13 protein-coding genes and 1 riboswitch are annotated in these 14,868 nt (G+C 70.8%); of the genes, 2 read left to right on the top strand and 11 right to left on the bottom strand.

Translation table 11 applies throughout. The features are described from left to right. Positions 1-11: 11 nt before the first annotated feature. Positions 12-119, bottom strand: a riboswitch (glycine riboswitch). A 185-nt stretch (positions 120-304) separates the two neighbouring features. Together ACFV18_RS26175 and ACFV18_RS26170 are read left to right on the top strand one after the other, a co-directional pair. Continuing rightward, positions 305-1,363: a PRC and DUF2382 domain-containing protein gene (locus tag ACFV18_RS26175; protein ID WP_380487166.1), complete on the top strand. Its 1,059-nt coding sequence runs from the start codon at positions 305-307 to the stop codon at positions 1,361-1,363. Positions 1,364-1,520: 157 nt separating this feature from the next. After that, positions 1,521-2,987 (top strand): MFS transporter, encoded by a 1,467-nt coding sequence (locus ACFV18_RS26170; protein ID WP_380487165.1) that lies wholly within the window; start codon positions 1,521-1,523, stop codon positions 2,985-2,987. A gap of 312 nt (positions 2,988-3,299) precedes the next feature. Here ACFV18_RS26170 and ACFV18_RS26165 read toward each other — a convergent pair whose 3' ends face one another. From ACFV18_RS26165 to ACFV18_RS26115, 11 genes are all read right to left on the bottom strand, one after another. Then, complete coding sequence (locus ACFV18_RS26165) at positions 3,300-4,688, bottom strand: DNA polymerase IV (protein WP_380487163.1); 1,389 nt, start codon at positions 4,686-4,688, stop codon at positions 3,300-3,302. 54 nt (positions 4,689-4,742) lie between these two features. Beyond that, positions 4,743-5,456: a vancomycin high temperature exclusion protein gene (locus ACFV18_RS26160; protein ID WP_380487298.1), complete on the bottom strand. Its 714-nt coding sequence runs from the start codon at positions 5,454-5,456 to the stop codon at positions 4,743-4,745. A 72-nt stretch (positions 5,457-5,528) separates the two neighbouring features. Then, entirely contained in the window at positions 5,529-6,206 is a 678-nt protein-coding gene (locus ACFV18_RS26155; RefSeq protein ID WP_380487161.1) for a MerR family transcriptional regulator, read from the bottom strand. Positions 6,207-6,543: 337 nt separating this feature from the next. Beyond that, entirely contained in the window at positions 6,544-7,017 is a 474-nt protein-coding gene (locus ACFV18_RS26150) for a bifunctional nuclease family protein (protein WP_043908895.1), read from the bottom strand. Between the two features lie 88 nt (positions 7,018-7,105). Next, positions 7,106-7,846, bottom strand: coding sequence for a MerR family transcriptional regulator (locus tag ACFV18_RS26145; protein WP_380487296.1), 741 nt, complete (start codon positions 7,844-7,846; stop codon positions 7,106-7,108). A 65-nt stretch (positions 7,847-7,911) separates the two neighbouring features. Next, a complete protein-coding gene (locus ACFV18_RS26140; RefSeq protein WP_380487159.1) occupies positions 7,912-8,454 on the bottom strand; it encodes an FHA domain-containing protein in 543 nt (180 codons plus the stop codon). A 505-nt stretch (positions 8,455-8,959) separates the two neighbouring features. Continuing rightward, the gene (locus ACFV18_RS26135; RefSeq protein ID WP_380487158.1) at positions 8,960-9,949 is read right to left on the bottom strand and encodes a DUF881 domain-containing protein; all 990 of its coding nucleotides are present in this window, start codon (positions 9,947-9,949) and stop codon (positions 8,960-8,962) included. A 9-nt stretch (positions 9,950-9,958) separates the two neighbouring features. Next, on the bottom strand, positions 9,959-10,291 hold the full coding sequence (locus ACFV18_RS26130) for a small basic family protein (RefSeq protein WP_043908904.1): 333 nt from the start codon (positions 10,289-10,291) through the stop codon (positions 9,959-9,961). Then, positions 10,288-11,274, bottom strand: a complete 987-nt coding sequence (locus ACFV18_RS26125; protein WP_380487156.1) for a DUF881 domain-containing protein — start codon at positions 11,272-11,274, stop codon at positions 10,288-10,290. The genes ACFV18_RS26130 and ACFV18_RS26125 overlap by 4 nt, the downstream gene beginning before the upstream one ends. 195 nt (positions 11,275-11,469) lie before the next feature. Beyond that, a complete protein-coding gene (locus ACFV18_RS26120; protein WP_380487154.1) occupies positions 11,470-13,965 on the bottom strand; it encodes a sugar phosphate nucleotidyltransferase in 2,496 nt (831 codons plus the stop codon). A 124-nt stretch (positions 13,966-14,089) separates the two neighbouring features. Continuing rightward, positions 14,090-14,701, bottom strand: coding sequence for a CDP-alcohol phosphatidyltransferase family protein (locus tag ACFV18_RS26115; protein WP_380487152.1), 612 nt, complete (start codon positions 14,699-14,701; stop codon positions 14,090-14,092). Positions 14,702-14,868 lie beyond the last annotated feature (167 nt).

Raw genomic sequence — 14,868 nt, 5'->3', positions numbered from 1 at the left:
CCAGAGTGACCTGATCCCACTCGGTACGGATGCCTGAGAGATTCCGGGGAGGGGTTGCTCCTTCGGCGTCCCGCAACCCCGCTTCTTTCACGGGTCCGGGACTCTCCCGAGCGGGCTCGGCGGTCGCCGCCCAGGGTACCAGCGCAGGCCAGGACGATCACCGGTGCGGCCCTCCGATCCGCCCCGGAAGGCGGCTTCCGGAGTGACACCGTCCGGTACGTGCCTTTTGGTGTGAAATAGCGGCCCGGCACGCTCCTCCGGTCGCTCCCCGACGGCCCCTCAGGAGCAGCAGCTGGAGGACAGCGTGCAGACCGATATCGATCCGCGCGACCTGATCGGACACAAGGCGGTCGACCGGAACGGTGACAAGATCGGCACGGTCGACGAGGTGTACCTGGACGACACCACCGGCGTACCCGAGTGGGCGGCCGTCCGGACCGGAATTTTCGGCCGGGACGCCTTCGTCCCGCTGACCACCAGCGAATTCTCCGGCGACGAGCTGCACGTCCCGTACGACAAGTCGCTGATCAAGGAGTCCCCGGACTTCGGCGTGGGCCAGCACCTCTCCCCGGAACAAGAACTCGAGCTGTACCGCTACTACGGCCTCGACACCGCGGGCCCCGAGGAACCCGTCCGATTCACCGCCGCACCCACGCCCACGCGCCCACCCGAGTCCGCGCCCGCGCCTGCACCTGCGCCTGCGCCCGAGCCGGCCGCCGACCGCGAGTTCGGCACCGCCGCTCCCTCCCCGGGCCCCGTCCACGGCCCGGCCCCCGCGCCCCCCGGCTTCACCGCCCCGCAGGCCACCCCCGAGACACCGGCCCGCCCCGCCGAGCCACCGACCGCCCGGGCGGACCGGGCGGACCGGGCGGACCGGGCGGACCGGGCGGACCGGGCGGACCGGGCGGAGCGGGCGGAGCGGCAGAAGCCGGTGGAGATCACCTGCCGCGAGGAGCGCCTGGACATCACCACCCAGTGGCACAACACCGGCACCACCCGGCTGCGCAAGTACGTGACCACCGAGGCGGTCGTGCGGCGGGTGCCAGTGGTGCGCGAGCGCGTGCGGGTGGAGCGGATCCCGGTGTCGGAGGCGGAGCGGGCGGCGCTGAGCGACCAGGAGATCGCCGAGGCGGTGGAGGAGGTCACGCTGCGCGAGGAGCGCCCGGTGATCCGCAAGTACCTGGTACCGGTGGAGCGGGTGCGGCTGGTGGTGGAGCAGTACACCGAGGAGCAGGTGATCCGCGAGGAGCTGCGCCGCGAGCAGGTGGAGGTGCACGGCGCGACCACCGACGCGGACGGCGAGGCCTCGCAGCGGCAGCCGTGGAACTCTCATCCGCAGGCCCCGGAGGCCTCTGCGGTCTGACGGTTCACCAACTCCCGGCCCCGGTCCGCCTCGGCGGGCCGGGGCCTCGGCTTTGCCAAAGTTTCACCATTAGATATTTGACAGAGTGAAGCATCTTTCGACATCGTTGCTTCAGTTCCTGCACTATCGCCCGTTTGAAGCAACCCGGAGGATTCCCGTGAGTGAGGCACCACAGCCCACTGCCGCGGCCGCCAAGCCCACCAGCGCCAGGGTCCTGCCCGCGCTGATCCTCGCCATGCTGGCGTTCAGCGTGGTGCAGACCGCGGTCGTCCCGATCCTTCCGGGGCTGGCCGTGGAACTGAAGGTTTCGGGCTCCGACATCACCTGGCTGATGACCGCCAACCTGCTCTCCGCCGCGGTCCTCACCCCGCTGCTCGGCCGCTTCGGCGACCTGCGCGGACGCAAGCCCATGCTGCTGGTCTCGCTGGCCGGCCTGGTGCTCGGCTCCGGCCTCGCGGTCTGCACCCACTCCTTCGGCCTGCTGGTCGTCGCCCGGGTGCTCCAGGGCGCGGGCGGTGGCGTGCTGCCGCTGGCGATCAGCATCGTGCGCGACGAACTGCCCCGGCGAAAGGTCACCGCCGGCGTCGCCGCCATCTCCGCCTCGATGGGCGTCGGCTCCGGCCTCGGCCTGGTCGCCACCGGTCTGCTGCTGGAGCACTGGAACTACAAGTCGATCTTCTGGATGGGCCTGATCTTCGGCCTGCTCGCCGTCCTGCTGGTGATCCTGCGGGTGCCCACCGACCCGGTCGTCGACAAGAACGGCGGCGCCGACCCGCTCGGCGCGCTCACCCTGGCCGGCTGGCTGTCCGCCCTGCTGATCGCCGTCAGCCGCGGCAACGAGTGGGGCTGGACCTCCACCCGCACGCTCGGCCTGTTCGCCGTCGCCGCGGTCGTCGCCCTGCTCTGGCTGCTGGTCGAGTCCAAGGTCTCCCACCCGCTGGTCGATCTGAAGATGATGGCCCGCCCGGCCGTCGCCTTCACCAACATCTCCGGCCTGCTGATCGGCTTCGGCATGTACGGCTCGTTCCTGGTGATCAGCAACTTCGCGCAGACCCCGGAGAAGCTCACCCACTACGGCTTCACCGCCACCGTGCTGCACGCCGGCATCATGCTGCTGCCCTCCGCCATCGGCTCCATGGTCGCCGCCCCGCTCGGCGCCCTCCTGATCGCCCGCCGCGGCCCGCGCCTCCCGTTGGTCCTCGGCGGCCTGCTCGGCGCCGTCGCCATGGTCTACCTGGCGCTGCGCCACGACGCCGAGTTCGACATCTACTTCGCCTCCGCCGTCTTCGGCCTCGGCGTCGGCCTGGCCTACGCGGCTATGCCCGCCTACATCAACGGCGCCGTCCCCGCCGAGCAGTCGGGCATCGCCAACGGCATGAACGCCGTCCTGCGCACCGTCGGCGGCGCCGTCGGCACCGCCGTGATGGGCGCGATCCTCACCGGCGACACCCTCAAGCTCCCGATCCCGGTCCACCTCCCCACCCTGAACGCCTACCAGCACGCCTTCTGGGTCGCCGGAGCCATGTGCCTGGTCGCCGCCGTCGTCCCCTTCGCCATCCGCGCCACCAAGCCCCCCACCGAGCAGCCCGCCCCCCAGCCGGCCCTCACCAAGACCGACGCCTGACGGCGTCCCCCCTCGCGTACTGGACACACGCGAGTCACCTCGGACACCCCCCGCCACGGGCATCGGCGGGGGGTGTCCGCCATTCAGCCACAGAGCGCGAGGCCAAGAGGCCAGGGGCGCGAGGAACTGCGCGAGACGGAAGACACCCACCGCACGATCGCGCCCAACCCGAACCGGGCACCCAGCCAGGGGCGCGAGGAACTGCGCGCCCAGCCACCCCAAACCCCCACTCGCCTCCCCACCCCACCCCCGAACCCTCGTCCGCGCCCCCAGCAGGCGGCCTACCCCTGAACCGCCGGAGGCCTGAGCGGCCTACCCCTGAACCGCCGGAGGCCTGAGCGGGAGCGCCCCCGAAGCCGACAACCCCTCGTCGTCCACCGCAAACGTCCGCACCCGCCCCGGCTCCGAATACGGCGTCTCGAACCGCACCGTGACCCGCCCGACCCCGCTCCCCTGCACCCACCCGGGCCCGAACTCCCGGTGCGTCACGTCCTGCCCCGGCCACCACCGGCGAACCGCAGGCTCGACGGACACCTCGGCCTCATCGGCCTCCTCCCCCTCCTCCCCCAACTCCTCTTCCTCCCGCTCCGCCTTCTCCTCCCGCTCCGCCTGCGCGAACAAGTCTTCCTGCGTATAGTCCGCGAGCTGAGCAACGCCCACCCCCAGCAGCCGCACGCCCCCCGTGGTGTCCACCTGCCCGGCCAGGCGCCGCGCCGTCGCCGCGATCACCGCCGGATCGTCCGTCGGCCCACCCAAGGTCTCCGAGCGGGTCAGCGTCGAGAAATCGAACCGCCGCACCTTCAACACCACCGTCCGCCCGGAGCGCCCGGCCGCCCGCAACCGCCGCACGCACCGCGCGGCCAGCTGGTCGATCTCGCGCAGAATGCGCTCCCGATCGGCCAGATCGACCTCGAACGTGTCCTCCACCGAGACCGACTTGGCGTCCCGGTCCGGCACCACCGGCCGCTCGTCCCAGCCCAGCGCCATCTGGAACACGCCCGCGCCGTGCGCCTTCCCGAGCAGCCCGACCAACTCCTCGAACCCGGCCTCCGCGAGATCCGCCACGCTGGTCAGCCCGGCCCGCCGCAGTGCCTGCTCCGTCGCGGGCCCGATGCCAGGCAGCGCCCGCACCGGCATCGGTGCCAGCACGGCCTGCTCCGAACCGGGTTCGATCAGCACCAGCCCGTCCGGCTTGGCCTGCTCGGAGCCGATCTTCGCCATCAGCTTGGACGCTGCTGCGCCCACCGAAGCGGTCAGCCCGGTGCGCTCCACGATGTCCGCCCGCAGGTCCTCGGCCAGCGCCAGCACCAGCTGTGCTCCCTCGGCGGGCGTCGCGGCGGCCAGTGCCGGCCCGTACGGCCCGGCCTCCAGGTCGACGAACGCCTCGTCCAGGCTGAGCGGTTCGACCAGCGGGGAGCGCTCCCGCAGCAGGCCCATGACGATCTCGCTGTTGGCCCGGTACGCCTCGAACCGGCCGGTCAGGAACGCCGCGTTCGGGCACAGCCGGCGCGCCTGCGCCATCGGCATCGCCGAGTGCACGCCGAACTTCCGGGCCTCGTAGGAAGCGGTGGAGACCACCCCGCGCCCGCCGAGACCGCCGACGATGACGGGCTTCCCGCGCAGGCTCGGTTTGGACGCCTGCTCCACGGCCGCGAAGAAGGCGTCCATGTCGAGATGAATGATGCTCGGGACGGACCGCACGGCTCGATCATCCCGCGCCCCACCGACAATCCCCTGCGGGGGCGGCCGCGCCGCTCAGCCTCGCGCCGCGTCGGCCAGCGCCCGGGCCACCCCGTCCTCGTGCTTCCCGAGCAGCGCGGGGTCGGGCCGCACCAGCACGTTCAGGAACGCCTTCGCCGCGCTGCCGATCTCCCGTACCTCGCCGTAGTGCCAGGTGGTGTCGTGCCACTCCTCCACGCCGACCCCGGACGACTCGATCCCGGCGGCCCGGCACAGCGCCAATGCCCGCCGTACGTGGAAGGTCTGGCTGATCAGCACCGCCTTGTCGACGCCGAAGATCCGGTGCGCGCGGGTGCAGGAGTCCCAGGTGTCGAAGCCCGCGTAATCGCCGACCACCCGAATCTCCGGCACGCCGCGTTCGATCAAGTAGGCCCGCATCGCGTCGGTCTCGTCGTACTCGACGGTGCCGTTGTCGCCGGTCACCAGAATCGCCTGCACCTTGTGCGCCCGGTACAGCTCGAGCGCGGCGTCCAGCCGGTGCGCCAGGTACGGAGAGGGCTTGCCGTTCATCAGACCTGCGCCGAACACCATCGCCACCGGCGCGGCCGGCACGCTCTGCACGGTGCCGATCTTGTGGGACTGCGTCACGAACAGCCATGCGTTCGGGGTCAGCATCAGCACCGAGCACGCCACCAGCGCCTGGAACCAGCGCCGCTGCCCACGCCTGCTGCCCCAGCCGGGCGGCCGCCGCGTCAGCAGCCACCGCCAGCGCCGCCCGAGCCCCCGCATGATCATTCGCACACGGGAGTGGACGAACCACCGGCCCGACCGGTTCCCCAGGAGGGACTCGCCGCCGCGCCGTCAGACCGCGCGGTTGCGCCGCTGCGCCAACTCGTCCGCCGGGTCGTGGCCGAGCAGCGTCTCACCGGTGTCGGTGCGCTCGCCGTGCAGCCGCCCGAGCGTGGCCTCCAGCTCCTGCCAGACCGCGCCGACCGCGATGCCGAACACGCCCTGGCCGCCGTTCAGCAGATCGACGACCTGCTGCGGCGAGGTGCATTCGTAGACCGTCGCGCCGTCGCACATCAGCGTCAGCCCGGTCAGGCCGGCCTGGTCGGCGGACTGCAGGTGCGTGACGGCGACCCGGATGTTCTGCAGCGAGACACCGGCGTCCAGCAGCCGCTTGACGATCTTCAGCAGGAGGATGTCCCGGAAGCTGTACAGCCGCTGCGCGCCGGCCGGGTAGGTGGAGCGCACCGAGGGCTCCAGCAGCCCGGTGCGCGCCCAGTAGTCGAGCTGGCGGTAGGTGATGCCGGCGGCCGCGCAGGCCGTGGGGCCGCGGTAGCCGACCAGTGCGGAGGTCGGGGTGAGCCGTTCGATCGCCGGCTGCCCGGGCTGGACGGCCGGGAAGCGGCCGACTCGGGGCAGCTCGTCACCGTCCGGTTCGGGCCACCGGGGCCGCCCGATCGGACCGCGGCCGGCGCGCGGCACGTGCACCGCGCACAGGGCTCCGGAACGCGTCTCGTCGCCGGTGCCGCTCATCGCCAACCTCCGTCCATTCCGCTTCAAGGCCCCTGTGGCCCCGCACGGACCCGACGGGCCCAGGCTGCGGGCGGCCCGTCCGGCGGGCCGTCACCTGACGGTAGGCAGTCGCCCAAGCACCGTCAACGATCGCCACGCCGGGGCCTCGCACAAACTTCACCCCATCGAGTGGTTATTCGTGCCCCAAGCGCGGGTAGCGAAATGGATTTCTACCACAGCCGAGTTGCGACCGACGGCCCGCCCCGCTAGCAGAGCGTCCACCCCGGGTGACCGAACGCCACCGGATGCCATCGCCCGCCACCGACCGCCGACCACTACGGCCCACTGCGGCGCGGACCTACTGCGGCCCACCGCCGAAATCCTCCGGCGAGACCTGGTCCAGGAACTCCCGGAACTTCTCGACCTCGTCCTCCTGCTCGTCCGGAATCGAGATACCGGCCTCCGCCAGCACCTCCTCGCTCCCGAAGATCGGCGTGCCGGTGCGCAGCGCCAGCGCTATCGCGTCGGAGGGGCGCGCACTCACCTCGGCGCCCCCGGAGAACACCAGGTCCGCGTAGAACACCCCGTCCCGCAGGTCGTTGATCCGCACCTCGGTCAGCTGCTGACCGAGCGCTTCCAGCACGTCCTTGAACAGGTCGTGCGTCAACGGCCGCACCGGAGTCATGCCCTGCTGGGCAAAAGCGATCGCGGTGGCTTCCCCCGGCCCGATCCAGATCGGCAGGTAGCGGTCCCCGCCGACCTCCCGCAGCAGCACGATCGGCTGGTTGGAGGGCATCTCCACCCGGACACCCACGACGTCGAGCTCATTCACACCAGCAACCCTATGGCGCGCGCCCCCGATAGGAAAGCGCAGCAGGCAGCGGCCACCATGATCCGGACGCCGCCCACCGGCCGCCCGCTCAGGACCGGGCCCGCAGCCCGGCCTGAACCATCGCCGCGTGCAACCGCACCGACAAGGTCGCCAACTCCCGGGCCGTCGCCTCCGCGTGCGCGCGGGTCTGCGGATTGCGGTGCCGCCGCAACGGCGCCACCACCTGCTCCACCAGCGAAACCTCACGGTCCGCCGCCGCCTTCATCGCCCGCAGGTGCCGCGGCTCCAGACCGAACCGGCCCAGCTCCGCCACCAGCCGCGCGATCTGCAGGGCCTCCCCGTCGTACCCGCCGTCCGGCCCCGGCTGCACCAGCCCGTACGACTCCCACTCCACGAGCTCCCGCTCCTGCGCCTCCGCCGCCGCGATCAGCTCGGCCCGGCCCAGCCGCACCCCGCCCGCCGAGGACGACCCCGCCAGCTCCCGGTCCGCCTCCTCCAGCGGCCCCGGACGCGCCTCCGCCGCCGGCAGCGCCGGCGGCTGCTCACCGCGCTCGATCGCGTCCAGGTGCTCGCGGATCACCCGCAACGGCAGATAGTGGTCGCGCTGCATCCGCAGCACGTACGCCAGCCGCTCCACGTCCGCCGCCGAGAACTTCCGGTAGCCGGACGGGGTGCGCTGCGGCTCGACCAGGCCCTCCGCCTCCAGAAAGCGGATCTTCGAGATCGTCACCTCCGGGAAGTCGTCCCGCAGGAAGGCCAGCACCGCGCCGATGGACAGCAGTTCGTCACCCCGCCGGCGCGCCTCGCCCGCGCGGCGCGAAGCCGGCACGGGCGAGGCCCCGAGGGACGGGGTCGGAATCTGTGGGGTCACTCGGGCTCCAAACGGAGAAGTGGTCAGTACCCCCGGTGGTGACTGGCGAAGAACACCAGCCGGTACTTACCGATCTGCACCTCGTCGCCGTTGCTCAGCAGCACCTCGTCGATCCGCTCCCGGTTCACGTAGGTGCCGTTCAGGCTGCCCACGTCCGCGACCGAGAAGCCACCGTCGGGCTGCCGGCGGAACTCCACGTGCCGACGCGACACCGTCACGTCGTCCAGGAAGATGTCCCCCTGCGGGTGGCGACCCGCCGTGGTCACGTCCGAGTCCAGCAGGAACCGGCTCCCCGAGTTCGGGCCGCGCTGCACGATCAGCAGCGCCGAACCCGGCGGCAGCGCGTCAATCGCCGCCATCACCTCGGCCGACAGCGCCGGAGTGGCACCCGTCGACGTCGCGGTCGGGTCGTACGACTCGAGACCGGAGATCGAAATGGTCGACGTGGTCTCCACCGCGCCCTCCGGGAAACCGCCGCCACGCAGCTGAGTACCGCAGTTCGAGCAGAACCGGGCCTGCGCCGGGTTCTGGTTCCCGCACCGCGGGCACGGGCTGGTGCCAGCCATGTTCACAGCCTCCTGGCGCGGCACACCCGACGTGGGGTGCCCGGCGTAGGTGTCCGGGGCAAACCCTCCACCGGAGGTTGAGGGTCCTGTCGGGAAACCTATGCGCGGCCCGCCCGACGAATCAACCGACGCGCCGTAACCCGCATCGAACTGCCCGGTCGGCACGCCGGCCCCCTGGGTCACGTCCTCCCGGTACAGCGGACGCTGCCCGTCCGGCGCCGGACGGGCCGGCGGCACCCCGCCGTCCTCCTGCCGGTACCGGGCGGTCGGCGCCTCCGCCGCCGCCTGCTTGTTACGGCCGAAAAGCTTCGAGAAAAAACTCACGGGCGAATCCCCTTGCGTGTGACAGAACCGCCCGCGGGGCAGGGTTCAGGGCTCGGTGTGGCGGTAAGCCCGGCATCCGGCCGGAAACTGACGATCGACAAGACCCAGTGTCGCCGACCCCCTGCGGGCACCCACCACCGGGGGCGACCCGCAGCTGACGAACCGTACGGAGCGCGCCCCGTCACTTCGCCGCCGGCTTGCCGTACTGCAACGGCCGCGGGGTGGCCAACATGTCCACCACCACCTTCTGCTGCTGGACGATGGTCGCCCGCGCCTGCTGCTTCTCCAAGCTGCGCACCACACCACCGGGAATGTTCAGCGCCGGAGTCAGATCCTGCGGGTTGCCCACGACGGTGAAGCGGAACGGCTGCGACACGTTCTTCCCGTCGATCCGCACACCGCCACCCGACGCGTTGTCGGTGAAATGCGTCCCGGCCACCACGCGCACGTCGTTGATCTGAATCGCCTCCGCCCCCGCCGCTCGGAGTTCCTGCAGGGTGTCCAGCAGCATATCCGCCTTCACCTGCCCTTGGGGATCATCGATCGTCAGCACGATCCCCGGACCGGTCGCCTTCTCCGTCCCCGCCAGCACCCCGAGCTCGGCCGCCTTCTTCCTGGTCTGCTCCTGCGCCTCCTTGGCCTGGTTGGACGAGTTCTCCAACTGCGCCAAGGACTGCTCCAGCTGCGTCTTCTCGAACTGGAGACGCTGCTGACGGCCGTCCAGTTCGTCCAGGATCCGCACCAGGTCCTCCTGCCGCGCCCCGCGCAGCTGGCTGTGGTCGTTCGTCGACCGCACCTGGATCGCCAGCGCCAGACCCAGCGCGAACAGCAACAGCGCCACCACGAACTGACCGCGCGACACCCGGGGCGGCCACAGCGCCGCCTTCAACCGCGTCCGCCCGTCCGAGGGCAACGCCACCGGCACCGGAGCGGCCGCCTCACGCGCCACCACCGGCTTCTCCACCACCGGCTTCTCCACCACCGGCTCCAGCTCCACCACCGGCTCCAGCTCCACGACCGGCTCCGGCTCCACGACCGGCTCCGGCTCCGGCTCCGGCTCAGCCTCGGGTTCCGAAACGGGCTCCGGCTTCTCGACCGGCTCCTTCGGTTCCTCCACCGCAACCGGCTGCTCCGGCTGCTCCGGGCCCTTCGGCTCCTTCTCCTCGCTCACAACCGCTCCCTAGGCCCTGAACACGTGCCGACGGATCGCCGCCGCGTTCGAGAAGATCCGGATGCCCAGCACCACCACCACGCCGGTGGACAGCTGCGAGCCCACGCCCAACTGGTCGCCCAGGAACACGATCAGCGCCGCCACCACCACGTTCGACAGGAACGACACCACGAAAACCTTGTCGTCGAAGATCCCGTCCAGCATCGCCCGCACGCCGCCGAACACCGCGTCCAGCGCCGCCACCACCGCGATCGGCAGATACGGCACCACCGCGTTCGGCACCTCCGGCTGCACGAACACGCCGACGACCACGCCGATCACGAGACCCAGTACGGCAATCACGGTGTAGCTGCTCCTGTTCCGGAGGGAGTGGACTTCACGGTCGAACCCGGGGACTTCGACGGCCCCGACGAGGTCGGCGACTTCGGCTTCGCGGTCGGCGACGACGGCGCCTGCGACGACGACTGCGGTACGGACGACTGGGACGGCGCGGACGACGGCGACGGCGACTGCTTCCCGGCCACCCGCAAGGTCACGCCCAACGCGGCCGGCAGCGTCAACGACTTCTGCGCGGACACCGTCGAGCGGATCCCGTAACTGTCCTGAATGACCTTCAGGTAGTGGCCGCCCTCGTTGTCCTGGAACGCCTGCGCCAGCCGCGGCCCGTCCCCGATCGCCAGCAGCGTGTACGGCGGCACCAGCGGCCTGTTGTCCACCAGAATCGCGTCACCGGCCGCCCGAATCGCCGACAGCGCGGTCAGCCGCTGCCCGTTCACGGACACCGCCTCCGCGCCCGCCAGCCACAGTCCGTTCACCGCGTACTGCAGGTCGTGGTCCTGCACCCGGCCCTTGTTGCCGAAACCCTCCGCGTTCCGCGGATCGCTCACATTGCCGCCACCACCGACGCCGGGCGCTTCCTCGATCACCAGCTTCACACCCGGACCGGTGATCTCCCCGGTCCCGGCCTGCGCCGCCAGCCGCGCCAACCCGCCGTCGTCCCCGGACTGCAAGGCCTGCGCCTGCGCGTCCTCGACCTTGTCGCGGTCCTCCTCGACCTGCCGCTGCAACGCGTCCGCCGCCTTGTTGGCGTCGTTCACCCGGCTCACCAGGGCGTCCCGCTCCTTCGCCAGGACCGGCGCCGCCTCCTGCGTGTTCACCGCCCCGACCGTCACCACCGTCGCCGCCAGCGCCAGCCCCAGGGCCAGCACCAGCCGCCCCTTCGCCGTCGCCGGCAGCCGCGACCGGCCCTCCGCCCCGCGCGCCCGGGCCGCCTCCGCGTACCCGTCGTCCAGCGAGTGGTCCATCACCGTGGTCAGCAGGGACATCGATGCGTCCGGACGGCGGAATCGCCCGTCCGGGTCATTCGGCGTCGACGTTGCTGGCATGCGCCACATCGTTTCACGACCCTGACGCGGCCCACGACCAGCCCCCGGGCCCGCAGGACGGTATCGGCACACGATCGTGACAAACGCCCGGTGGGGACGGACCCGCAGGCCCGTCCCCACCAGAACATCTCCGCACTACCTCCCGGCGCCGTCCACGACCGTCGCCCACTCGTCCAGCAGCCGCGCCGTCGCCTCGTCGTCCGGGCCCTCCGCCCACAGGTGCGTCACGGCCTCCGCCGGGTCCGGCAGCACCAGCGTCCACCGGCCGTCCGCCTCGACCACCCGCACCCCGTCCGTGGTGTCCAGCTTGCGATTGCCCGCCGCCTCCACCACCGAGCGCATCACCATGCCCTTCGCGGCCCACGGCGTCGCGATGTCCCGCTTCTGGATGTGCGCCTGCGGGATCCGCGCGTCGATCTGGCTCAGCGTCAGCTGCGTCCGTGCCACCAGGCCCACCAGCCGCACGAACGCCGCCGCGCCGTCCAGCACCCCGGAGAACTCCGGCACCACGAAACCGCCGCGCCCGTCGCCACCGAAAATCGTGCCGTCCGCCGCCGCGGCCTTCGCCAGGTCGTCCGGCGAGGTCGTGGTCCAGATCACCTGGGTGCCGTGGTACGCCGCCACCTGCTCGGCGATCCGGGTCGTCGTCACCGGCAGCGCCACCTGCCCGGCGCGGCGCTCCGCCGCGACCAGGTCCAGCAGCACCAGCAGCGCCCGGTCGTCCTCGATCACCCGGCCCTGCTCGTCCACGAAGGACACCCGCTCACCGACCGGGTCGAACCGCACCCCGAACGCGGCCCGCGAGGACGCCACCAGCTCACCCAGTCTGGCCAGCGCCGCCCGCCGCTCGTCCGCGCCCTCGGTCGGCCGCGCCTCGTCCAGGCCGCCGGCCACCGTCAGCGTCTCCACCCCGAGCCGGCCCAGGATGCTCGGCAGCACCAGCCCCGCACTGCCGTGCGCGGCATCCACCACCACCTTCAGCCCGGCCTCCCGCACCCCGGTGGTGTCCACCGACCGCAGCAGGTTCGTCGCATACGAGTCGAACACGCTCGCCGGGTGCAACAGGTCGCCGATCTCGCCCGGGAACGCCCGCCGGAACTCCTGCCGCGCGTACACCCGGTCCAGCTTCCGCTGCCCGGCCTGCGACAGATCCGCGCCGCGCTCGTCGAAGAACAGGATGTCCAGCGAGTCCGGCACCCCCGGCGTGGTCCGCAGGAAGATCCCGCCCGCACTCCCCCGCGCCGTCGCCTGCCGGGCCACCGGCATCGGCACGTTCTCCAAGTCCCGGACGTCGATCGCACTGGTCTGCAGCGCCGAGATCATCGCCCGCTTCAACGCCCGCGCACCCCGCGAGTGGTCACGCGCGATGGTGACGGTGGCGCCCTTCTTCAGCGTCGTCGCATACGCCCCCGCCAGCCGCACCGCCAGCTCCGGCGTGATCTCCACGTTCAGGATCCCCGACACCCCGCGCACCCCGAACAGGTGCTCCTGGCCGCGGGACTCCCAGATCACCGAGGTGTTGACGAACGCGCCGGCCTCGATCGTCTTGAACGGGTACACCCGGACGTTGCCCGCGATGATCGACTCCTCGCCGATCAGACACTCGTCACCGATCACCGCCCCCTCGTCGATCCGCGCCGCCTGCATCACGTCGGTGTTCTTCCCGACCACACACCCGCGCAGATTCGACTGCGGCCCCACGTACACGTTGTCGTGCACCACCGCCTTGTGCAGGAACGCCCCGCGCTTCACCACCACGTTGGAACCCAGCACGGTGTGCTCACGCAGCTCCACGCCGGCCTCGACCTTGGCGTAGTCACCGATGTACAGCGGCCCGCGCAGCACCGCCTCCGGGTCCACCTCCGCCCCCTCGGCCACCCACACGCCCGGCGAGATCTCGAACCCGTCCAGCTCGACGTGGACCTTCCCCTCCAGCACGTCCGCCTGGGCCTTCAGGTAGCTCTCGTGGGTGCCCACGTCCTCCCAGTAGCCCTCGGCGACATAGCCGAACACCGGCTTGCCCTCCTTGAGCAACCGCGGAAACACATCGCTCGACCAGTCGACCGGCTCCCCCGCCGCCACATAGTCGAAGACCTCCGGCTCCATCACGTAGATGCCGGTGTTCACGGTGTCCGAGAACACTTGCCCCCAGGTCGGCTTCTCCAGGAACCGCTCGACCTTGCCCTCGTCGTCCGTGATGGTGATACCGAATTCCAACGGGTTCGGCACCCGGGTCAGGCACACCGTCACCAGCGCGCCCTTCTCCCGGTGAAAGGCAATCAGCTCGGAAAGATCAAAATCCGTCAGCGCATCACCGGAGATCACCAAAAACGAATCGTCCCGCAGCGCGTCCTCGGCGTTCTTGACACTGCCGGCCGTCCCCAGCGGCGTTTCTTCGTTGGCATAGGTGAGGTGCATCCCCAGTTCCTCACCGTCACCGAAGTAGTTCTTCACCAGCGACGCCAGGAACTGCACAGTCACCACGGTGTCAGGGAGGCCGTGCCGCTTCAGCAACCGCAGCACATGCTCCATGATCGGCCGATTGGCGACCGGCAGCAGCGGCTTGGGCATGCTGGAGGTCATGGGGCGGAGTCGAGTGCCCTCCCCGCCCGCCATCACAACGGCTTTCATACGGGTGCGTCCTCCTTCGCGGTGGTGAACCCCTGCGGGTCCATCAAACCGGTCCGACGCATGTCTACCCGGAAGAAATGATCCGACTCACCGTGGAGGCCGTGTGAATCGTCTCAGGCTGATCTCAAACAGCAGCCGTACGCTCCGCCTGCAAGATCTGCCGAGCCTGCACGGCATACAACGCGCCGGCCAACCAGTACAGCGTCGTCCCCCACCAGATGAACGCCCAACTCACCACTTCCGCAACCTGGTGCACCCACCCGTCACCGACCCCCAGCAGCAGAAGCGGAAACGCGTACATCAGATTGAACGTGGCGGCCTTCCCCAGAAAACTCACGTTCAACGGCCCGTAACCCGCCCGGTTGAGCCGCAACAGCACCACCCCGACAAACGCCTCCCGGGCCACCAGCAGAGCCGTCAGCCACCACGGCAGGATCTCCCGCCACGTCAGCCCCACCAGCGTCGACAGGATGTACAACCGGTCCGCCGCCGGATCCAGCAACTGCCCCAGCCGGCTGATCTGCCCCCACCGCCGAGCCAGCTTCCCGTCCAGGTAGTCGCTGACCCCACTCAGCATCAGAACGACAATCGCCCACCCGTCATTCTTCGGCCCCCCGAAGACCGGCCACAACACCAACCACAAAAAGATCGGCACGCCCACCAGCCGAGCCATGCTCAGCAGATTGGGGATCGTAAGGACCCGGTCGGTCTGGACGCGCGTCTCCTGGACCTCCACTGTGCGGAGCCTCCTGTGGTACCAACGACAAAGTGTGCGGAATCGACCTTACAACAGAAAAGCCCCCTGACATCCCGTCAGGGGGCTTCTCCAGAAGAATTGTTCGGCGGCGTCCTACTCTCCCACAGGGTCCCCCCTGCAGTACCATCGGCGCTGTGAGGCTTAGC

The organism is Kitasatospora sp. NPDC059673, assembly GCF_042734215.1.
Classification (GTDB): domain Bacteria; phylum Actinomycetota; class Actinomycetes; order Streptomycetales; family Streptomycetaceae; genus Kitasatospora.
The sequence above is the reverse complement of the archived record's forward strand: the minus strand, read 5'-3'. Positions and strand labels throughout refer to the sequence as shown.

Excerpts from the sequence above, each read along its gene's own strand:
- ACFV18_RS26160 (WP_380487298.1), bottom strand. The coding sequence starts at position 5,456 with ATGCGGGGGCTCGGGCGGCGCTGGCGGTGGCTGCTGACGCGGCGGCCG.
- ACFV18_RS26155 (WP_380487161.1), bottom strand. The coding sequence starts at position 6,206 with ATGAGCGGCACCGGCGACGAGACGCGTTCCGGAGCCCTGTGCGCGGTG.
- ACFV18_RS26140 (WP_380487159.1), bottom strand. The coding sequence starts at position 8,454 with ATGGCTGGCACCAGCCCGTGCCCGCGGTGCGGGAACCAGAACCCGGCG.
- ACFV18_RS26125 (WP_380487156.1), bottom strand. The coding sequence starts at position 11,274 with ATGTCCCTGCTGACCACGGTGATGGACCACTCGCTGGACGACGGGTAC.
- ACFV18_RS26120 (WP_380487154.1), bottom strand. The coding sequence starts at position 13,965 with ATGAAAGCCGTTGTGATGGCGGGCGGGGAGGGCACTCGACTCCGCCCC.